Source organism: Arthrobacter sp. YC-RL1 (assembly GCF_001454985.1).
Taxonomy (GTDB): Bacteria; Actinomycetota; Actinomycetes; order Actinomycetales; family Micrococcaceae; genus Glutamicibacter; species Glutamicibacter soli.
Genome location: NZ_CP013297.1, coordinates 2,201,121 through 2,219,871, shown reverse-complemented (window position 1 = coordinate 2,219,871; position 18,751 = coordinate 2,201,121). Strand labels below are relative to the sequence as shown.

Annotated in this window: 20 protein-coding genes; 19 read left to right on the top strand and 1 reads right to left on the bottom strand. The window is 66.3% G+C overall.

The window, feature by feature from the left end; translation table 11 throughout:
• Window positions 1–239 precede the first annotated feature (239 nt).
• The 3 genes from ATC04_RS10415 to ATC04_RS10405 all read left to right on the top strand — a co-directional run bounded on the left by ATC04_RS10415 (window position 240) and on the right by ATC04_RS10405 (window position 3,875).
• Window positions 240–1,070 carry a hypothetical protein gene (locus tag ATC04_RS10415; protein WP_047118960.1) on the top strand — a complete coding sequence of 277 codons (831 nt, stop codon included), beginning with the start codon at window positions 240–242 and terminating at the stop codon, window positions 1,068–1,070.
• Window positions 1,063–1,890 carry a hypothetical protein gene (locus tag ATC04_RS10410; protein ID WP_047118961.1) on the top strand — a complete coding sequence of 276 codons (828 nt, stop codon included), beginning with the start codon at window positions 1,063–1,065 and terminating at the stop codon, window positions 1,888–1,890. Before ATC04_RS10415 ends, ATC04_RS10410 begins: the two co-directional genes overlap by 8 nt.
• Before the next feature lie 68 nt (window positions 1,891–1,958).
• Entirely contained in the window at window positions 1,959–3,875 is a 1,917-nt protein-coding gene (locus ATC04_RS10405; RefSeq protein ID WP_060617016.1) for a DUF222 domain-containing protein, read from the top strand.
• 73 nt (window positions 3,876–3,948) lie between these two features.
• On the opposite strand, the gene ATC04_RS10400 is transcribed toward ATC04_RS10405, so the two are convergent.
• A complete protein-coding gene (locus ATC04_RS10400) occupies window positions 3,949–4,578 on the bottom strand; it encodes a LysE family translocator (protein ID WP_047118963.1) in 630 nt (209 codons plus the stop codon).
• Window positions 4,579–4,838: 260 nt separating this feature from the next.
• On the opposite strand from ATC04_RS10400, the gene rpsP reads away from it, so the two are divergent.
• The 16 genes from rpsP to ATC04_RS10320 all read left to right on the top strand — a co-directional run bounded on the left by rpsP (window position 4,839) and on the right by ATC04_RS10320 (window position 18,521).
• Window positions 4,839–5,249: a 30S ribosomal protein S16 gene (gene rpsP, locus ATC04_RS10395; protein ID WP_047118964.1), complete on the top strand. Its 411-nt coding sequence runs from the start codon at window positions 4,839–4,841 to the stop codon at window positions 5,247–5,249.
• A gap of 2 nt (window positions 5,250–5,251) precedes the next feature.
• The gene (locus ATC04_RS10390) at window positions 5,252–5,494 is read left to right on the top strand and encodes an RNA-binding protein (protein WP_047118965.1); all 243 of its coding nucleotides are present in this window, start codon (window positions 5,252–5,254) and stop codon (window positions 5,492–5,494) included.
• Between the two features lie 143 nt (window positions 5,495–5,637).
• Complete coding sequence (rimM, locus tag ATC04_RS10385) at window positions 5,638–6,180, top strand: ribosome maturation factor RimM (RefSeq protein ID WP_052772347.1); 543 nt, start codon at window positions 5,638–5,640, stop codon at window positions 6,178–6,180.
• On the top strand, window positions 6,180–7,004 hold the full coding sequence (gene trmD, locus ATC04_RS10380) for a tRNA (guanosine(37)-N1)-methyltransferase TrmD (protein WP_047118967.1): 825 nt from the start codon (window positions 6,180–6,182) through the stop codon (window positions 7,002–7,004). Before rimM ends, trmD begins: the two co-directional genes overlap by 1 nt.
• A 259-nt stretch (window positions 7,005–7,263) precedes the next feature.
• Window positions 7,264–7,623: a 50S ribosomal protein L19 gene (gene rplS, locus ATC04_RS10375; RefSeq protein WP_047118968.1), complete on the top strand. Its 360-nt coding sequence runs from the start codon at window positions 7,264–7,266 to the stop codon at window positions 7,621–7,623.
• Between the two features lie 13 nt (window positions 7,624–7,636).
• On the top strand, window positions 7,637–8,284 hold the full coding sequence (gene lepB / locus ATC04_RS10370) for a signal peptidase I (protein WP_047118969.1): 648 nt from the start codon (window positions 7,637–7,639) through the stop codon (window positions 8,282–8,284).
• Window positions 8,285–8,853: 569 nt separating this feature from the next.
• Window positions 8,854–10,875, top strand: a complete 2,022-nt coding sequence (locus ATC04_RS10365) for an LPXTG cell wall anchor domain-containing protein (RefSeq protein WP_152666833.1) — start codon at window positions 8,854–8,856, stop codon at window positions 10,873–10,875.
• Between the two features lie 183 nt (window positions 10,876–11,058).
• Entirely contained in the window at window positions 11,059–11,640 is a 582-nt protein-coding gene (locus tag ATC04_RS10360; protein ID WP_152666834.1) for a hypothetical protein, read from the top strand.
• Window positions 11,641–11,791: 151 nt separating this feature from the next.
• Window positions 11,792–12,493 carry a signal peptidase I gene (lepB, locus tag ATC04_RS10355; RefSeq protein ID WP_047118972.1) on the top strand — a complete coding sequence of 234 codons (702 nt, stop codon included), beginning with the start codon at window positions 11,792–11,794 and terminating at the stop codon, window positions 12,491–12,493.
• Window position 12,494: 1 nt separating this feature from the next.
• Complete coding sequence (locus ATC04_RS10350) at window positions 12,495–13,238, top strand: ribonuclease HII (RefSeq protein WP_047118973.1); 744 nt, start codon at window positions 12,495–12,497, stop codon at window positions 13,236–13,238.
• Complete coding sequence (locus tag ATC04_RS10345) at window positions 13,238–13,558, top strand: DUF2469 domain-containing protein (RefSeq protein ID WP_047118974.1); 321 nt, start codon at window positions 13,238–13,240, stop codon at window positions 13,556–13,558. The genes ATC04_RS10350 and ATC04_RS10345 overlap by 1 nt, the downstream gene beginning before the upstream one ends.
• Before the next feature lie 96 nt (window positions 13,559–13,654).
• The gene (locus ATC04_RS10340; protein WP_047118975.1) at window positions 13,655–14,020 is read left to right on the top strand and encodes a YraN family protein; all 366 of its coding nucleotides are present in this window, start codon (window positions 13,655–13,657) and stop codon (window positions 14,018–14,020) included.
• On the top strand, window positions 14,017–15,558 hold the full coding sequence (locus ATC04_RS10335) for a YifB family Mg chelatase-like AAA ATPase (protein WP_047118976.1): 1,542 nt from the start codon (window positions 14,017–14,019) through the stop codon (window positions 15,556–15,558). The genes ATC04_RS10340 and ATC04_RS10335 overlap by 4 nt, the downstream gene beginning before the upstream one ends.
• 37 nt (window positions 15,559–15,595) lie before the next feature.
• Complete coding sequence (gene dprA / locus ATC04_RS10330; RefSeq protein ID WP_082123884.1) at window positions 15,596–16,852, top strand: DNA-processing protein DprA; 1,257 nt, start codon at window positions 15,596–15,598, stop codon at window positions 16,850–16,852.
• A gap of 31 nt (window positions 16,853–16,883) precedes the next feature.
• Window positions 16,884–17,876 carry a tyrosine recombinase XerC gene (locus ATC04_RS10325; RefSeq protein WP_047118977.1) on the top strand — a complete coding sequence of 331 codons (993 nt, stop codon included), beginning with the start codon at window positions 16,884–16,886 and terminating at the stop codon, window positions 17,874–17,876.
• 141 nt (window positions 17,877–18,017) lie between these two features.
• Window positions 18,018–18,521, top strand: a complete 504-nt coding sequence (locus ATC04_RS10320; RefSeq protein WP_047118978.1) for a DUF3145 domain-containing protein — start codon at window positions 18,018–18,020, stop codon at window positions 18,519–18,521.
• Window positions 18,522–18,751: the final 230 nt, after the last annotated feature.

Here is an 18,751-nt window from a genome sequence, read left to right as displayed (position 1 = left end):
GCGATTTGTGCGGTGATTCTCGCCTCTTTCTGCTTCATATTCCGGCTTGCTAATCTCTGCGCATGAGTGAACTGGGAACTACGCCGCGCACACCGAACCGCGGCGCGCGGCAACGGGCGCAACACCGGGCGGCCCGGACACCGTTCGGAGGGCGATCCGCTTGCCGATCAACCCTGTGGCGGCCGCGCTGATGCTGTTCGCCTCCTTCGGCGTAGGGCTCTGCACTGCGCAGGCCCGCCATGGGTGACTTCGCCGCGGACGCCCGCGGGCTGGCGGCGGATGTGGGCGCGGCGATGAAGCTCCTGCAGCGGTCACTGGCTGCGGCGGGAAAACACGTGGCGAGCTCCTCCGGCATTCACCGGGCCCCGCTCCCGGCTATCGGCTGCGCGCTGGCTTCCGGACTGCTTCTGCTGGTGTCCTCCGGATTCCAGCTGGCTGCCTCCAACTCCCGCTGGATCACACACGCAGCGGGGGTGGGGGACTACGCCATCGAGGACAACCGTTTCGACTACTACCTGGCCGCGGACCCGGTGATCCTGTTGCCCGGCACCCACCTGCCCTTCGGCATCGGCATGCTGCTGCAGGCCGCCGGCTTGGCTTTCCTGACGGCCGCCGTGCTGATGCTGCGCCCGCGGGCCAGCGCCGCGGTGCGCCGCGCCCAGCTGCTGCTCGGCGCTGCCGTCGCCGCCGGATTCGCCTTGATCGGGGCCGATTCGCTGCGCATCGCGGCCACCGGCCAGATCAGCGAGGCGTCCGCCACCGACTGGCTGGTGGTTGCGATCGTCTTCTTGACGTCTCCTGCGCTGCTGGCGCTGGGCATCATGGCCTGGCTGCGGGTCCCGGCTGTGGGGATCGCGATGCTGTTCGCCCAGTGCGCCAGCCCGATCGGCTACCTGGCCATCGCCGTGCTCTTTGCTCCGGCGATCACCGGATACGCCCCGTACGATGCAACCCCCGGGACTGAGACCATCGTGGCGATCGGCAGCGCCGCCGCGGGAGCCGCAGCGCTCCTGGCCGCCGTGCAGTTGATCCGAAAGAGACTGAGTGGAAGGGACAGGAACAATGAGTGAGTTCGCCACCGACCTGCGCCAGCTACGTGCATCGAGCTGGACCGCCCTCAAATCCACCCCGAGGTGGCTAGGCGGAACCAGCGCCGCTACGCCACAGAGCTGGGCCGCGGTGATCTTCGCCTCGGGTGCCGCGCTGTTCTTCGTTGCCTCCTGCTGGTTCCAGCTGTCAGCGGCCCATGCCCGCTGGATCACATTTCCCGCGGGCCTCGACCCCAGCGACCTGTCCATGGAAGACCACCTGTACGACTACTACCTGGCCTCCGAACCCTTCCTGATGATTCCCGGCACCAGCGGACCCTTCGGAATCGGAATGCTGCTGCAGGCTGCCGGGGTGGTGCTGCTGACCATGTGCCTGCTGTCCCTGCGACCGCGGCAAAGCTTCCGGCGCGGTTCGTTGCAGCTGATCCTGGGACTGCTGCTTTCCGCCAGTTGCGCGATCGTCGGCTACGAATCCCTGCTCACCTTCCGCAACGGGACACCGCCCCACGAGTCGGGAAGCACGGCGCTCGCCGACACGCTGTTGACGCTGGGGTTCTTTGCGGCGATCGGTCTGTGCCTGCTGTGCGCCAGGCGCTGTCCGGCACTCAGCCTCGCGGTCTTCTTCACCCTGGGCACCAATGTCCACGGGTACATCTTCGCCTGCTACATCGTCGCCCCGCTGCTCACGTTCTATTCCTCGCATGACACCACCCCGGGCACAGAGACAGTGGTGGCCCTGTCCACGGGAATTTCCGGGCTGCTACTGCTTGTAGCTGCGTGGCTGCTGGTCCGTTCGAGGAGCAACGACTGGGCAGCTGGGGACCAGCTGTCAGAGAACTAGATTCAGGTTTATCCACACCCCGCAACCAGCTCCCCCCGCCACCCGTAGACCCGGCGCAGGCTGGGGCCATGAGTATCCACCAGCTAGCCGCAGCACTACAGGTCCTGCGCAACGCCATCACCACGAGCATCCCGCGCGGCGCGGCCGCCGCGGTGCTCGAGGTCATGGCCTCGTGCTGCGCCCTGCTGGCCAAGCTTTCCGAAGCCCTGCACGGCATCGAGGACCCTCGGGTCGCCGCCGCCCACGCCCACCTGATCGAGCAGCTGTTCCACTACACCCAGCGCGAACAGCTGCGCAGCCAGATCCATCTGGAATCCACCGGCGCGCACCTGCTCGAAGACGACGAGCTGGACGCCCTGCGCCAAGCCGGGGCGCAGCACGCCTACCGGCAGCTGGACCTGGCAACGGCCCCGCGCCTGTACGCGGGCCGCGCCCACTACACCAGCACCGCGGACTTCGCCGCGGCCTGGCTGGGGTTGAACTACTACGGGGCCGCGTCCCGGCTGCACGATGCGCACCTGCTGATCGCCCGCCGCGCCATGGGCGGCGGCACGCTGACCCCGCGGCTGGCCGGGCTGGCCCGGCTGTACCAGGAGCCGGGGGCCGTGGACCCGCGCCGGATCGCGCAGGCGGCCCGGGCGCTGGACAAGTTCGAACCGGCCGACACCTGCTTCGAGGGGCTTCCGTTGCCGGCGACCGCCCGGCACGCCGACGGGGCACTCATGGAAGAGCACGTGCTCGCCGCCTTGGCCGAGCCGAACCGCACCACCAGCGAGAAACAGGTTTCCACCTTGATTTCCGACTACCGGCGCGAGCACGGCAAGCAGCGGGCCCCGGAGACCGGGATCTTCTTCCGTGGCACCCGGGCCGGGGTGGACTGCTACGACCTGCGTGCGGCGGGGGAGCAGGCCGAGCAGTTGCGCTCGTTGATGGGGCAGGCCGATAACCCGCGGACGCAGGCCGGCAAGGCCGCCCGGGCCGCCCGGGCCGCCCGGCCTGGTTCCTCGAACCCCGACCGCTCGGCTGCGGAGGCTGCGGACCAGGGCGAGGTGCAGACCGATCCGTTGTTCAGTTCGGATGCCCCGGCTCCCGACTGGGCAGGCCTCGATACCAGTGCTGATGCCGGCCCTGATGCCGGGTTCGGGCATCGCCCGGCGGAAGAAGGCCGGGAGAACCTCCTCGGTTTCGACGCGTGGCAAGCTGCCGGCGATAGCTCCCCGGGCTCCTCGGAGGGCCACGATTCCCCGGAGTCCTCGAAGAGCCAGCACGCCCAGGGGTCCTTCGAGGGCCAGCACGGCCAGGATTCCGGGGGTGCGGAAACCAGCCACGAGGATGCAGGCCATGGCTCCGGGGATGCCGCCGGGCAGCCGCGGACCGAGTACAGCGACCAGGACCCGGAGCTGGGAGGCGACGCGGACGTGCCGCCGGCCCAGCGCCGGTTGAACGCGTTCCTCGCAGCCCTCAGCTCCGGTCCGGCGGGGTCGGGGGCCAAGACCATCGCGCCGCAGGTCGGGATCCACATCCAGCTCAAGGCCCTGGAGGATTTGCGGCACCCCGAGATGCTCACCTCGACCACGGATCACGGGGTTCGGCTCGACGCGGCGGAAACCGGGAGGCTGATGTGCGAGGGAGCGATTTACCGGGTGATCTTCGGGCCCGACGGGCAGCCGCTGGATGTGGGGCGGTCCCAGCGGTTCTTCACCGAGGCGATCAAGCGGGCCGCGTTGGCCCGGGACCGAGGGTGTATTGTGCCCGGGTGCACCGCGCCGCCGGAGATGCTTGAGTGCCATCATGATGATTGGTGGGAGCATGGCGGGAAGACCAGTTGCCGTAATGCGTCGTGTTTGTGCCGTCGGCATCATTTGGCGATCCATGCCGGGTTGCTGACCTTGGTCAAGATCGGGGGATTGGCGTATATCCTGTTCCCGAAGCATGTGGATCCGTTGCAGATACCGCAGCGGAACCGGCTCTACACCGCTGCCTAAAACCCATGTATTCATCGTTTGGCTGAGAATTCCTTGAGCGAGGCATCTCCACGCCAGATCAGCGGCACCGAACCTAAGGCTTGGAAAGCGCCACCTTGACGCCGAAGCCGACCAGCACGGTTCCGGTAATCCGGTCCATCCATGTCACCGCCTTCGGGGTGCTCAGCCATTTGCCGGCCAGCGAGGCACCGAGGATCAGCACGCCAGCCCAGGCCAAGGTCATCGCCACATGCACCGCCGACAAAGCGATACCCATCAGCAGGGCGTTGGCATCGGCCGGCGTGAACTGGGGAATGACAGCGATATAGAAGACGCCGATCTTCGGGTTCAGCAGATTGGTCACCAACCCGGTGCCGTAGGCCTTCCATTTGCTGCTGGCCACGGCAACGTTCGTTGGCTCCAATTCCCGTCGTCGCAGCGAGCGGTAGATCAATTGGCCGCCCAGGAACATCAGGTACGCGCCACCGGCGTAGGTCAGGATTTGGTAGGCGAGCTGGGAGGCGGCCAGCACCGCAGATGCCCCGGCGGCCGCAATGATGCCCCAGGCGAAAACCCCGGAACAGATTCCGAGGGCGGCCGCCAGTGCGTCCAGCCTGCTGCGCGTGACCGCCGAGCGCAGGATCAGCGCCGTATCGACGCCGGGGACCAGCGTCATCAGCGCGGCAACGACGGCGAAGGAGAGCAATGCGGAAGTGAAGGTCATACAATAAATCGTAGAGCCCGCCGAGCCGGCTGCCTCCGCTCCGAACCCGGAGTGATGAACCTCATTCGCAGAACCGGCACGCAGATGTCGGGAATAATTGGTTTGAGCGCCGGGTCTCTGGCATAATTGCAGGGTACTCGATTTGTTATGGACCCTCTCTCCGTTTCGAATCCTGTCCTTTTAGAACCAGGTCAGTAAGGCCTGCCCCACAGGTGCACAAAGCTTGGTTCGACCATGTTGAGAAACAGGAGACCACAAAAGTGGCCGTAAAGATTCGTCTGAAGCGCTTCGGTAAGATGCGCGCACCTTTCTACCGCGTTGTCGTCATGGACTCGCGCGCCAAGCGCGATGGCCGTGCCATCGAGGAGATCGGTAAGTACCACCCGACCGAGAACCCTTCGATCATCGAGATCGATTCGGACCGTGCGCAGTACTGGCTGTCTGTTGGCGCTCAGCCAACCGAGCAGGTACACGCATTGCTGAAGATCACCGGTGACTGGCAGAAGTTCAAGGGCATCGATGGCCAGGAAGGCACCTACAAGGTTGCCGAGCCTAAGCCAGCATTCGTTGCTCCTGAAAAGGGCTCGGTTATCCTCAAGGAAGCCATCACCAAGAAGGCTGAAAAGCCAGCTGCCGAAGAGGCAGAGGCTGAAGCTACCGAGGCTGAGTAATCATGCTCGTTGACGCGCTAGACCACTTGGTCCGCGGGGTTGTCGAGGAGCCGGAGGACGTTCAGGTTGCCCTGAAGTCCACCCGCCGCGGCGACCTGCTCGAAGTACGTGTGAATCCTGATGATCTCGGTCGCGTGATCGGACGCCAGGGTCGCACTGCACGGGCACTGCGCACAGTGATGGCAGCGTTGGCCAAGGAGCCGATTCGTGTTGATGTCATCGACACTGATCGTCGCCGAGGCTGAACAACTTAGAGGCCCGGCCTAGGCCGAGCCTCACCACTCAAGGAGTTTCCGCTCTACAACGCGGGAACTCCTTTAGTGTTTCACCCCAAAATTTTTATCCTTCACCATCTGAAGCCATCCACCGAAGAAAAGGTTCAGCGAACATGCGATTGCAGGTAGCCCGCATCGGCAAGCCCCACGGCATCCGCGGCGAAGTCACGGCCCAGGTCCTCACCGACGCACCCGAAGAGCGCTTTGTCGCCGGCGAAGTCCTGCATGTCACCGACGGCCCGGTCGAGTCGCTGACCATCAAGAACGCGCGTTGGAACAAGACAATCCTGTTGCTTTCCTTCCAGGAGATCGCGGACCGCAACGCCGCTGAGACGCTGCGCGGCGCCCGCCTGGAGATCGAGGTCGGCGAGGAGCCGGAGGACGACTCGGACGAGTGGTACGAGCACGAGCTGCAGGACCTGAAGGTCATGCACGACGGCGTCGAGGTCGGCGTTGTCACCGCGCTGCGCACCAACCCCGCCCAGGATCTGCTGGTCTTCGAGAACGCCGACGGCGAGGAAATCTACCTGCCGTTCGTGGACGAATTCGTCCCGGAGATCGACACCGAGGCCGGTACGCTGACCATCACCCCGCCTCCGGGCCTGCTGGAGCTGAACTCCGAGGATTCGGAGCAGCCCGAGGGGGAATCCAAGTAATGCGCCTGGACGTCATCTCGATCTTCCCCGAATACCTGAACCCGCTGCAGCTTTCGCTCATCGGCCGCGCCGCGGAAGACGGCATCCTGGACCTGAACGTCACCAATCTGCGCGACTTCACCACCGACAAGCACCGCAAGGTGGACGACACCCCGTACGGCGGCGGCGCCGGCATGGTCATGATGCCCGAGCCGTGGGGCCAGGCGCTGGATGCTGTCCGCGCCAAGGCTCCGGCCGACAAGAAGCCGGTGCTGATCGTGCCTTCGCCCGCAGGGGCGGTCTTCAACCAGCAGATGGCCTACGACCTCGCTGAAGAAGAGCACTTGGTCTTCGCCTGCGGCCGCTACGAAGGCATCGACGAGCGCGTCATCGAGTACGCGCACGAGAACTTCACCGTCATTCCCGTCTCCATCGGCGACTATGTCCTCAACGGGGGAGAAGTCGCGGTCATGGTGATGGTCGAGGCCATCGGGCGCCTGATTCCCGGTGTCATCGGCAACCCCGAGTCGCTCGTCGAGGAATCGCACTCGGATGTGCTGCTGGAGTACCCCGTCTACACTAAGCCTGCGTCCTGGCGCGGCCGCGAGGTTCCCGAGGTGCTGCTGGGCGGCAACCACCACCGCGTAGCCCGCCACCGCCGCGACGAGCAGATCAAGCGCACGGCCGACCGCCGGCCGGACCTGATCACCCAGCTCGACGTGGAAAGCCTGAACCGCCGGGACCGAGATGCCCTGTGGCACAACGGTTTTGCCGTGGTTGAAGGCGAGATTCTGCCCAAGTCCCAGCTCGATTGGGCCACCGGCGCAGGAACCGAATCCGAGTAAACTTTTCGCGAGGCCAACATCACGGCGGATTGCTCCGTCGCGGTGTTCACCTCAGGGACATTTATATGGCAAAATTGACTCTTGGTGTGTTTTGTCCGAATCCTGCCGCAGGGGGATCCCGGACTTCAAGAACCGCCGCATCGGTTGCTAAAGCCAGCCGGTGGTAAACGTTCCGGGGAGTTCGGCGCCGTTTCAGGCGCTCGAAGAGCCCCGCTACGAGGATTCGGTGACCTGCGGCATTGATCCTAGGAGATGCACAATGCATATTCTTGACTCTTTGGATGCAGCCAGCCTGCGTTCCGACGTTCCTGCTTTCGGTCCTGGCGACACCCTCAAGGTGCACGTCAACATCATCGAAGGCAAGAACTCCCGTGTTCAGGTCTTCCAGGGCTACGTACTGGGCCGTCAGGGCCGCGGCGTAGGCGAGACCTTCACCGTCCGCAAGGTTTCCTTCGGCACCGGTATCGAGCGTACCTTCCCGGTTCACTCGCCAATCATCGAAAAGATTGAGCTTGTGTCCAAGGGCGACGTGCGTCGTGCAAAGCTGTACTACATGCGCGATCGCCACGGCAAGGCTGCTCGCATCCGCGAGAAGCGCGATTTCGGCGGCAAGAAGTAATCTGCGTTCTTCCATGAAGCAGATTGCTCGCCCTGAAGCGGCAATCACGAAGCGCCGGGCCTTTTACTGGGTCTGGCGCTTCGCTGTTCTCGCTGTCATTTGCGCGTTGGTCGCCGTGATCATCATTCGCGCATTTTTCGTCGATGTCTTCAGCATCCGCTCGGATTCGATGCAGTCAACGCTGAACCCGGGCCAAGCCATCTCCGTGGACCGACGCGCCTACGACGACGCCGAGCCCCAGCGCGGAGACGTCATCGTATTCGACGGCCGGGGATCGTTCTTGCCCTATGCCCGGTCCTCGGTGGTTGACGACCTCATGGGCGCCTTCAAGCTTTCGGGCAGCTCCCATTCCTATGTCAAGCGCGTGATCGGGGTGGACGGGGATACCGTTGAATGCTGTTCGGCCGACGGCCGCGTGACCGTCAACGGTGAAGCGATCGATGAGCCCTACCTCTTCAATGGCGATGCGCCAAGCGACTTGAAGTTCTCAGTCGAAGTTCCTGCTGGCCGCGTTTGGGTCATGGGGGACCACCGTTCCGTGTCGCAGGATTCCCGATCGCTGCTCGGCGCCAGCGGCGGCGGCATGATCAGCCTGGACCGCGTCACCGGACGTGCAACGAACATCATCTGGCCAGCGGACCAGCGTTCCGAAATCCGCTAGCGGGCCTTCGTCCGCCACACCGATTCGGCTGAATCAGAGGCAACCCACGCATGAGCCGTTCATGCGTGGGTTTTACTTTTCGCTTCACGCGACAGGGACATCTTTCGCGGACAACTGCAAGGGCGGACGAGGACCGCGCAAAACTGGTCATTGGCGACTGCGCTAGGGTAACTGAGGGTAACGCGAGGGGTGGTGCAGCGGAACTGGGGAAGAACCTTCGCGGTTCGGCGGGCACCGCCGAACGTGCCGGAGAAGGCGAGCATATTTTGGGCAGGTTCACACATGATGTTGACCTGACTTGTAGCAAGTAAAAGAAGATGAATCTTCAACCTCTCTCTTGACCGCACGGGCAGAGGCTCTGATCAAGGCCGCGAACTGCATCTGACTAGCTGTAATGTAATCCAAAGTTTATATTTTCGGCGGATTCGACGCTTGCAGCAATTAAATGTTCCCCGATATGGTTTCATCTTGGTAACAGAATGAATATCTCTGCGCCCGCGTTCACCAGGACTCGACGGTACCTTCGAAACCCTAAAATCCTCGCACCTTTAAATCTGGGAGAAGCATTAATGCCACAACTGAAAAGTAGGACGGCACGGCGTGGCTTTGCCGCCGTTGCGGCCACGGCCATGGCGGTCGGCGGCAGCTTCATGCCAGCCATGGCAGCGACAGAGGCTACCGATGCGCCCGTGAACTCGCCAAGCGCCTCCGCGAGTGCGACCTCAAGTGAAACCGCTTCCGACAGTGCGCTGCAGGCCAAGGGCCTGGAAGAAGCGGTCCAGCGCGATCTGGGAAAAACTGTTGAGGAATTCGATGCAGAGACCAAGGTTTCGGAAGAGGCCGCGGAACTGCGCGAGAAGCTCAACGGCGAAGGCATTAAGGCATCGGCCAGCGTGAAGCACGGCCGGGCCGAGATCAAGGTCGGCCAGGCCGACGAGGCCAAGGCGAAGAAGATCGCCGAAACCACCGCCGCCAAGGCTACCGCGATCACCACCGGAATCGGCAAGATCAAGACCGTCAACGACGTCTACGAGGAAGTCCTCGCCAACGTCAAGCCAACCGAACTGTCGCGTCTGACAGCGATCATGAACACCGGGAGCGGTCTTCAGATCATGGCCGATGGTCCCGCCTCCACCGATGGCAAGGAAAGCGCTTCTCCCGGCACGTCGTCGGCAGTCATGTCCCTGACGCTGGAGGAATTCGCCGACCAGGCCAAGGGCGTCCAGCTGGTCGAGGGTTCCGGCCCCGCCAAGACGACCGCCGAAAACGACTTCTTCGGAGCCATGGGATACATGACGGACCGGTCGGGGATTCCTACCCCGAGCTTGCGACTGTGCTCGTCCGGGTTCAACGCCTGGTCCCCCAGCGGCGGGGATGCCATCATCACCGCCGGCCACTGCGCCGAAGACGGCCAGACCAAGGTCGCCGCCATTGCCGAGCAGTCGGCTCCGAACGTGCTCGAAGCCATCGGAGCTCCTCTGGGTAGCTTCGGGTTCAACCAGTTCGGCGGGCCCAACAATTCCGGCATCCCGCTGGAAGACCTGGAGGGCCTGAGCGATGAGGAAGCGCTGCAGATCCTGGGCAACACCGAGCCCGGCACCGATATCGCCGTCATCGACGAAATCAATCCGGAATTGAACTTGCCTGCTGTGGTATCTAACTGGCCTGCCGCCGGTCCGCGCGAGGGGTCAGTCAAGGTCACCGGCGTATCCAAGGCCGTCGTGGGCGCCAACGCCTGCTCCTCGGGCCGCACCACCGGCTGGAGCTGCTCGGAGATCATCGGGGAGGGTCTGTTCTTCGTCCTGGGCTACAACAACGACCAGCGCGCGGTCCTGGGGTATGCCGCCAAGAACCCGAACCGGACCATCCTGAACCAGGGCGACTCCGGTGGACCGGTCCTGGTCGGATCGCGCGCCATCGGCATCAATTCTGCCAACAGTCCGGGCCCCGACGGGGTGGACGGCAACTTCGATGATCTCGCGTTCTACACTTCGCTGTCCGACGTGCAGTCCAAGGGTTATATCGACGGCTACCAGATCAAGCTCTTCATCAATGCGCCGGAGCTCACCTCGGTGGCCAACGGCGCGCAGGTTGAGCCGGGGGCCGCGATCAGCGGCACCATGGCGGATGCCTCCAGCGGTACCAAGGTCAATGTGATCGTCGACGGCCAGGTTGCCGAGACCGTCGCCGTGGATCCCGCGGGCGGCTTCAGCTTCACCGCTCCGCAGGCCCTGGGAGAGTTCAGCTTCACTCTGGAAGCCGTCAACGGCCGCGACAAGTCGGAGCAGGTCTCCGGAAACGTCGTCGTGGCGGCCGCCGAGCCGACCCCGACCACGCCGGAACCTACGGACACTGCGACCCCGAGCGAATCGAGCGGCTCCAGCCAGGATCCCTCAGAGTCTGCCTCGGCCAGCGCGACGGCCAGCACTTCCGCCAGCGCCACCGAGCCGACGAAGGACGAACCGAAGCGGGATGACACCTTGGCCGATACCGGCGTGGGCAGCATGCCGCTGATCATCGCCGGCGGTGCCCTGGCACTGATCGGCGCGGCGGTGCTGCTGCTCCGCCGTAGCGCCCGACGCCACGGCTAAGGGATCGCGCTCCCAGGTGACCGCCTTGCGGACACCGTGACAATGCCCCGCTGCCGCTGATGGCATCGGGGCATTGCCATGCGGCACACATGTGCCTACGAGTTGGTTTTGCGGAACGGCCGGTAGCCTCGGGTGCAAGACCCGCGGCACGCCGACGGTTCCGCCGGAAGACGAGGATTGAACATGAGAAGCACACATACCGCACGGCGGCTGCCGGTGACGCTGGTCGCCTCGGCCGCGGTCGTCGCACTGCTGCTGACCGGCTGCGGGCAGCAGCAGGCGGCCCCGCAGGCCTCGCCCACCCCCACCCAGACCTCGACGAGCGGAGCCGACGTGGACGACAGCGCACTGCTGGATGCCAACGAGCAGCTGGCGGTCCAGCTGGGCGACGAGTACGTCCAGGGCTGGATCCAGGACGGCACTCTGCACGTCGCCGCGACCAGCGAGGCCGCGGTGCAGGCCATCGAGCAGGCAGGCGCCGTCGGGCACCTGGTGGACTTCAGCAATGCCCAGCTGCGCGAGGGCATTTCGCAGATCATGGCCTGGCAGGCGAAGCAGGAGCCGCGGTTGCGCTCGGCGATCCATGCCTACACGCTGAACCCGCGCACCGGGGGCCTGACCCTGGCGGTGGACGCCTCCCAGCGCCAGGCGGTGCAGGACGCGCTGGCCAAGGACAAGCCGGCAGGCGGGATCCCGCTGGACTTCACCGACAGCAGCGGCCCGGCCTCCCCGGCCCCGGCCACCGTCGGCACCCCGTCGAGCTAGCGCCGCCTGCCGGCGTTCGCGCCCGGTGGCCGCGGCCGGAGTGGCAATTATCTGGGCAATTCGTGCGTGCAGCGTGCCACGTGGCGCCGCCGCGCGGCTGCGTACGTAAGATGGAGGGTATTGACCACCAGCGAAAGGGACGCACCCAGCCGTGAGCGCCGAATCAGCCGAAAGTCCGCAGCAGGGCGGACCGCTCTACAAACTCTGGCGCTTCATCCGGGAGATCGTGATCATCGTTGCGATCGCCCTGGTGCTGTCCTTCGTCATCAAGACCTTCTTCTTCCGCGCCTACTACATCCCGTCGGGCTCCATGGAGAACACCTTGCAGATCAACGACCGGATCTTCGCGAACCTCATGGTCCCGGGCCCATTCGAGCTGGAGCGCGGGGACGTGGTGGTCTTCCGCGACGACCTGGACTGGCTGCCGCCGCTGGAATCCCAGCCCACCGCGGTGGAATCGGCGCTGTCCTTCGTCGGCATCCTGCCCGCGGCCGGCGAGCAGTACCTGGTCAAGCGCATCATCGGCACCGCGGGGGACACCGTGGAGTGCTGCACCGTCGACGGCAGGCTGAGCATCAACGGCACCCCGATCGACGAACCCTACATCTACCCCGGGAACACCCCCAGCGACATGGCCTTCAAGGTCACCGTGCCGGAGGGCAAGCTCTGGGTGATGGGCGACCACCGCGCCGAGAGCGCCGACTCCCGCTTCCACCCGGATGTCCAGGGCGGGTTCGTGGACGTCGACTCGGTGCAGGGCAAGGCCTCGGTCATCTCCTGGCCGCTCTCGCGCTGGGGCACCATCGACTCCCACGAGGAAGTCTTCGCCGCCGTCCCGACCCCGGGGAACTAGCATGCCCGCCACCGCGTCCAGAACTTCCAAGTCCTCCAAGGCCACCACGCTGGAGCACGAGCGCGCCCTGGCCGCCGCCCACGGCGTGCGCTTCATCGGCGCGGCCGACGAGGTGGGCCGCGGCGCCCTGGCCGGACCGATCAGCGTGGGCGTCACCGTGATCGACATCCAGGCCGTGACCGAATTCCCGCAGCTGCGCGACTCCAAGCTGCTCACCGCCGCCAAGCGCGAGGAACTGGTTCAGCCGGTGCGCGCGTGGGCGGCCGGCTACGGCGTGGGGCATGCCTCGGCCGCGGAGATCGATCAGCTCGGGGTCACCGGGGCGCTGCGCCTGGCCGGCACCCGCGCGGTGGCCGCCTGCGCGGTGCAGCCCGAGGCGGTGCTGCTGGACGGCAGCTACGACTGGCTGAGCGCCCCCGAGCAGGATCTCTTCGACCTGCTGGCCGCGGACCGCGAACCGGTGGGCCTGCACGTTCCGGTGCGCACCATCGTCAAGGGGGACATGACCTGCCAGGCGATCGCCGGCGCGTCGATCCTGGCCAAGGTGGAGCGCGACGGGATCATGGCGCAGCTGGCTCCGGCGCATCCCGCGTTCGGCTGGGAGGTCAACAAGGGCTACGCCACCGCCGCGCACCGCGAGGCGATCGTCGCCCTGGGCCCCTGCGACTACCACCGCAAGAGCTGGAACTTGACTTCCAGCACGGGCAAGGACGAAGGTAAACCCACAGGATTGAAGGCAAAGTGATGGCTGGCGACGAACTGGAAAACTACGAGTCCGACATGGAGCTGCAGCTGTACCGCGAGTACAAGACCGTGGTCGGGCTGTTCAACTACGTGGTGGAAACCGAACGCCGCTTCTACCTGGCCAACCAGGTCGACGTGAAGACGCTGTCCAACGCCGGCGAGGTCTACTTCGAGCTCACGCTGACCGACGCCTGGGTCTGGGACATCTACCGCCAGGGCCGCTTCGTGAAGGCAGTGAAGGTGCTCACCTTCAAGGACGTCAACGTCGAGGAGCTGAACCGCGACGAGCTGCAGATCCCCAAGGAGGGGCTGGAGAGCTAACCGCGTTCTCCACAATCCGCACCCCGCCGCACCGGCCCCGCCCCGCAGCCCCTGAAACTGGTCTGAACACGCACAGACCGATTCAAGGAGGCGGCGATGACCACTCAGCAGCAGGAACTCGGAGCCCGGGGCGAGCGGGCGGCCGCCGAGCACCTCGAAGCCGGCGGCTACCGGATCCTGGACCGCAACTGGCGGTGCCGCAGCGGCGAGCTTGACCTGGTGGTCCGCGACCCGGCCGGCGCCCTGGCCGCGGTGGAGGTCAAGACCCGCTCCTCCCAGGGGTTCGGCACCGCGTTCGACGCGGTGAATCCCGCGAAGTTCGCCCGGCTGCACCGGCTGCTGATCGCCTGGTGCAAGGTCCACGGCGCCTACTGCCCGCAGCTGCGGGTGGACGTCGTCGAGGTCTATCCCGCACCCGGCGGCGCCCTGGCCTGCCGGCACCTGCCGGACGTGCGCTCATGAGCACCGCCCGCACCCACGCGATCGCCTTCCAGGGGGTGCAGGCGGCGCTAATCGAGGTGGAGGCCGACCTGGGCAACGGCATCCCCGGCTTCGTGATCCTCGGCCTGCCCGACGCGTCGCTGAACGAGGCGCGCGAGCGGGTCAAGGCCGCCGCGCGCAACACCGGCATCCCGATCGCCAACCGCAAGCTCACCGTCAACCTCTCGCCGGCCACGCTGCCCAAATTCGGCTCCGGCTTCGACCTGGCCATCCTGGTCGCCGCGCTGTCCGCGGACCGGCAGATCTCCCCGCCTCCGAACACCGTCTACCTGGCTGAGCTGGGGCTGGACGGCATGCTGCGTCCGGTGCCCGGGGTGCTTCCCGCCGCTCAGCTTGCCGTGGCACTTCGCCTGCCGAACCTGGTGGTCGCCCGCGGCAACGAGGCCGAGGCCCGGTTGGTGCCCGGAACCCGCGTATTCGCCGCCGACCACCTGGGCCAGGTCCTCATCCACTGCGGGGCCGACGCAGCGGGGCTGAGCATCAACCTGCGCCATGCAGCCGCGGGCCGGCAGCCTGACGCGCCCGCGCCCCCGGAGCCCACCGACCTGTCGCTGGTCAACGGGCAGGGGGAGGCGCGCCTGGCCTTGGAGCTCGCCGCGGCCGGCGGGCACCACCTGATCATGGTCGGGCCGGCCGGCGCGGGCAAGACCCTGCTGGCCAGCGCCCTGCCCGGAATCCTGCCGCCGCTGGATGATCTGCAGGCGCTGGAAGCCACCGCGGTGCACTCGATCACCCACGGCTCCGAATCTCCCATCGCCGCGCTGCGCCGCACCCCGGCATTCATCGCCCCGCACCACACCGCCTCGCTCACCGCGCTGATCGGCGGCGGCACCCGGCGCATGGTGCCCGGCGCGATCACCCGCGCGCACCACGGGGTGCTGTTCCTGGACGAGGTGGCGCATTTCAACACCGGCGTGCTCGACGCGCTGCGCCAGCCCATCGAGGAGGGCTGCATCACCCTGGACCGCACACGCGGCCACGCCCGGCTGCCGGCCCGCTTCCAGCTGGTCATGGCTTCAAATCCCTGCCCCTGCGGGAGGAACTACGCCGCGGGCACCGGCTGCACCTGCACACCGATGGCCCGCCGCCGCTATTTCGGCCGGCTTTCGGGACCGATCCTGGACCGCACCGACCTGCAGGTGCGGCTGAACCCGGTGCCCGGCGGACAGCTGGTCGGGCAGCAGGCCAACGAGTCAAGCGCCGTGGTGCGCGACCGAGTGCTGGAGGCCCGCGCCCGAGCCGCCGCCCGCTTGCAGGGCTACGGCATCGGCTGCAATGCGCAGATCCCCACCCGGATCCTGCGCCATGAGCTGGACTACCCGATGGCCACGCGCCACGCCGTGGAAGCCGCTGCCGAACGCGGCGGCCTCTCGGCCCGCGCCACCGACCGCCTGCTGCGTCTGGCCTGGACCGTCGCCGACACCCAGGGACACCAGCGCCCGGCGCCGGACGACGTCCAGATCGCCGCCCACCTGCGCCAGAACCTGCACACCGCCTAGCTGTACTGCACCTAGCCCCGGGACAAGGAGCACCATCATGAGCACCGCACCGCAGACCCCCGCCCGGCGGCAGGACGCCGTCGGCCACCTACCGCACACACTGTGCCTGGCCGCGCTGAACCAGCTGGTCGAGCCGAACGACGTCACCGCCGCGGCCCTGCTGGAGCTGATGACCCCGGCCGAGCTGCTGGCCCTGATCCGCCGTGAGGACCATGTGCCGCTGGACCTGGGGCTGAAGCTGGCCGAGGCCACCGGCCGGCAGCCGGCCCCGAATTCCGCCCAGGACCTGCGCGTCGCGCTCACCCGCTGGCGCAAGCGGCTGCCCTACGCCAACGAGCGTGCCGCCCTGCAGGCCATGCAGCGCCTCGGCGGGGGACTGCTCACCAGCCAGGACCCCGGCTGGCCGGCCCAGCTGGACGACCTGGGCCTGGGCAGGCCGCTGTGCCTGTGGTGGCGGGCGGCCGACCCGGGGAACCTCGGCGGGGACCGCGAGCGCACGGTGTCCATCGTCGGCTCGCGCGACGCCAGCGACTACGGCAACCAGGTCACCTTCGAGCTGGCCCGAGCGCTGGGGCTGCAGGGCTTCACGATCGTTTCCGGCGGCGCCTACGGGATCGACGCGTCAGCCCACCGCGCCGCGCTGTCCCACGACGGCTGGGAGTTCCCGAACCCGCCGACCGCCACGATCCTCGCTGGCGGAGCAGACCGGCTCTACCCGGCCGGGAACCACAACCTGCTGGAGCAGGTCATCACCCGCGGCGCGCTGTACTCAGAGGTGCCGCCGGGCACCACACCGACGCGTTTCAGGTTCCTGAACCGCAACCGGTTGATTGCCGCCTTCAGCAGGTTGACCATCATCACCGAGGCGCGGCACCGCTCCGGGGCGCTGAACACGGCAAGCCATGCCGTGGAGCTGGGCAGGGATGTCGCGGCGGTGCCCGGCAGCGTGTTCTCGCCGAACTCGGCGGGCACCCACCGGCTGATCCGCTCCGGAGCCGCCGAACTGATCTCCAGCCCCGCCGAGGCGGCCGAGCTGCTGGGCCTCGGGCCAGACGCACCCGCCGGCGTTGCCGCCAGTGAACCGGACGACCCGCGTCAGCGTCCGGTGGACGGGCTGCCCGCGGAGGTCGGCATGCTCTACGACGTCTTGTCCTTCACCAGGCCGATGAGCCCGGATGAGATCTCAGCGCGCAGCGGCGTCACGATCCTGCAGACGCTGCGCGGGCTGTCCACCTTGCAGGGCCGCGGCTTGGCGGTTCGCAACGACGCGGGGTGGAAGCTGGCGCGCACCTAACCCGCAGGTGCGTCGCGGTATCCTCGAAGGGATGAAGCAGGACACCAACGCCACCAAGACCCCGCAGCTGCCGGCCTCGTTCGCCGAACCGGTCGCCGACTATCTGGATTACCTGCGCTTGCAGCGCGGGCGCAGCGAGAACACGCTGCGCGCCTACGAGGTCGACCTGCGCACCATGGGCACGTTCCTGTACTCCACCCGGCAGGTCAGCGCACCGCACCATGTCGACGTGGAGATGCTGCGCGAGTGGCTGGCCAGCATGCACGAAGCGCAGATCTCGCGCACCACTATCGCGCGGCGCATCTCCTCGGTGAAGAACTTCTTCGCCTGGGCGCTGAAGCACCAGCTGGTGGCCGAGGATCCGGCCCTGCGCCTGGCCGCGCCGAAGAAGGAGCGCCGCCTGCCGCATGTGCTGCAACCCGGGCAGATCGACCGGCTGCTCGCGGATACCGGCGAGCACACCGGACAGGACGGCGCGGCGGACGATGAGGCGCCGCAGAGCCCGCAGCAGCTGGCGGTCCACGCCCGCGACCGCGTGATCGCAGAGCTGCTCTACGCCTCGGGGCTGCGCATCAGCGAACTGGTCTCCTTGGACGTGAAGGATCTGGATTTCAGCCGCCGCACGCTGAAGGTTGTCGGCAAGGGCAACAAGGAACGGATGGTGCCGTTCGGCAATCCCGCCCAGCGGGTGCTGACCTCCTGGCTGCTGACCCATCGGGCCGTTCTGGTCGACGAGGAAAAGGCCCAGGGCGCCCTGCTGGTCGGCGTGCGCGGCGGCAGGTTGAATGTGCGCCAGGCCCGCGACGTGATTTCGCAGGCGCTGAAATCGCTGGGGGATACCGCCGCCAGCGGGCCGCATGCCCTGCGCCATACGGTGGCCACCCATTTGCTCGATGGTGGAGCGGATCTGCGCGCAGTCCAGGAGTTCCTCGGCCACGCGTCGCTGGCCACGACCCAGCTCTACACCCATGTTTCGGTGGACCGGCTGCGCCAAAGCTACCGGCAGGCGCACCCGCGCGCCTGAGGGAATCTACCAATTCCCTCCTAATCACCCTCCCGAGTAGCGAAAAGTGCTGTTCATCGGGCAAAATAGAACTATCGGCGGTAGCTGCACCACCACGATGTTGACGTAGGGGAAGACGATCAACACCGTACGGAGGATGGCATGTCTGCACCGATGACCAGGGGCGTAATTTATATTCATTCCGCCACCGCTGCGCTATGCCCACATCTGGAATGGGCAATCGGGTCCGTGCTCGGAAAACCGGTCAAGATGGAATGGACCGAACAGCACGCTGCACCCGGCTTTCGTCGTGCCGAAATTGAGTGGGTAGGCCCCCAAGGCACTGGCGCGTTGCTGACCAGCGCAATCCACGGGTGGCAGCATCTGCGATTCGAAATCACCGAGGACCCGAGCCCGGGCGTCGACGGCAGCCGCTGGTCGGTGACCCCGGATCTGGGAATCTTCCACGCCACCATCGACACGGCCGGCAACGTCATGATCAGCGAAGAGCGCATCCGCTGGGCCTATGAAAAGGGCGACGGCAATCCCTCGATCTTCTACCAAGAAATGTCCATTGCCCTGGGCGAGGCTTGGGATGAGGAGCTCGAACCCTTCCGACATGCAGGGGAGAACTCCTCTGTTCGATGGCTCAACCAGGTGGTTTAGCCACTGGTTAACTAGTCTCCGAGTCTGCGCGAGCCGGCCCGGATCCAGCCCCGGTGGTGCGGGGTTGTTACCAAAAACAAAATGCGATCCCCCTGCGGGGGATCGCATTTTGTGCATCTGTCTTCTGACGACCCTCTGGTGCTAGGATCGATCGTGATGAAGACCAGTCAGGCCACCACAGGCCGCTCCCGGAACGGCCATCTGGTCGTTCCCTGATCCGCGCTCCTCCC

Excerpts from the sequence above, each read along its gene's own strand:
- ATC04_RS10415 (WP_047118960.1), top strand. The coding sequence starts at position 240 with ATGGGTGACTTCGCCGCGGACGCCCGCGGGCTGGCGGCGGATGTGGGC.
- ATC04_RS10410 (WP_047118961.1), top strand. The coding sequence starts at position 1,063 with ATGAGTGAGTTCGCCACCGACCTGCGCCAGCTACGTGCATCGAGCTGG.
- ATC04_RS10405 (WP_060617016.1), top strand. The coding sequence starts at position 1,959 with ATGAGTATCCACCAGCTAGCCGCAGCACTACAGGTCCTGCGCAACGCC.
- ATC04_RS10400 (WP_047118963.1), bottom strand. The coding sequence starts at position 4,578 with ATGACCTTCACTTCCGCATTGCTCTCCTTCGCCGTCGTTGCCGCGCTG.
- ATC04_RS10390 (WP_047118965.1), top strand. The coding sequence starts at position 5,252 with ATGCTCGTTGACGCGCTAGACCACTTGGTCCGCGGGGTTGTCGAGGAG.
- rimM (WP_052772347.1), top strand. The coding sequence starts at position 5,638 with ATGCGATTGCAGGTAGCCCGCATCGGCAAGCCCCACGGCATCCGCGGC.
- trmD (WP_047118967.1), top strand. The coding sequence starts at position 6,180 with ATGCGCCTGGACGTCATCTCGATCTTCCCCGAATACCTGAACCCGCTG.
- rplS (WP_047118968.1), top strand. The coding sequence starts at position 7,264 with ATGCATATTCTTGACTCTTTGGATGCAGCCAGCCTGCGTTCCGACGTT.
- lepB (WP_047118969.1), top strand. The coding sequence starts at position 7,637 with ATGAAGCAGATTGCTCGCCCTGAAGCGGCAATCACGAAGCGCCGGGCC.
- ATC04_RS10365 (WP_152666833.1), top strand. The coding sequence starts at position 8,854 with ATGCCACAACTGAAAAGTAGGACGGCACGGCGTGGCTTTGCCGCCGTT.
- ATC04_RS10360 (WP_152666834.1), top strand. The coding sequence starts at position 11,059 with ATGAGAAGCACACATACCGCACGGCGGCTGCCGGTGACGCTGGTCGCC.
- ATC04_RS10350 (WP_047118973.1), top strand. The coding sequence starts at position 12,495 with ATGCCCGCCACCGCGTCCAGAACTTCCAAGTCCTCCAAGGCCACCACG.
- ATC04_RS10345 (WP_047118974.1), top strand. The coding sequence starts at position 13,238 with ATGGCTGGCGACGAACTGGAAAACTACGAGTCCGACATGGAGCTGCAG.
- ATC04_RS10340 (WP_047118975.1), top strand. The coding sequence starts at position 13,655 with ATGACCACTCAGCAGCAGGAACTCGGAGCCCGGGGCGAGCGGGCGGCC.
- ATC04_RS10335 (WP_047118976.1), top strand. The coding sequence starts at position 14,017 with ATGAGCACCGCCCGCACCCACGCGATCGCCTTCCAGGGGGTGCAGGCG.
- dprA (WP_082123884.1), top strand. The coding sequence starts at position 15,596 with ATGAGCACCGCACCGCAGACCCCCGCCCGGCGGCAGGACGCCGTCGGC.
- ATC04_RS10325 (WP_047118977.1), top strand. The coding sequence starts at position 16,884 with ATGAAGCAGGACACCAACGCCACCAAGACCCCGCAGCTGCCGGCCTCG.
- ATC04_RS10320 (WP_047118978.1), top strand. The coding sequence starts at position 18,018 with ATGTCTGCACCGATGACCAGGGGCGTAATTTATATTCATTCCGCCACC.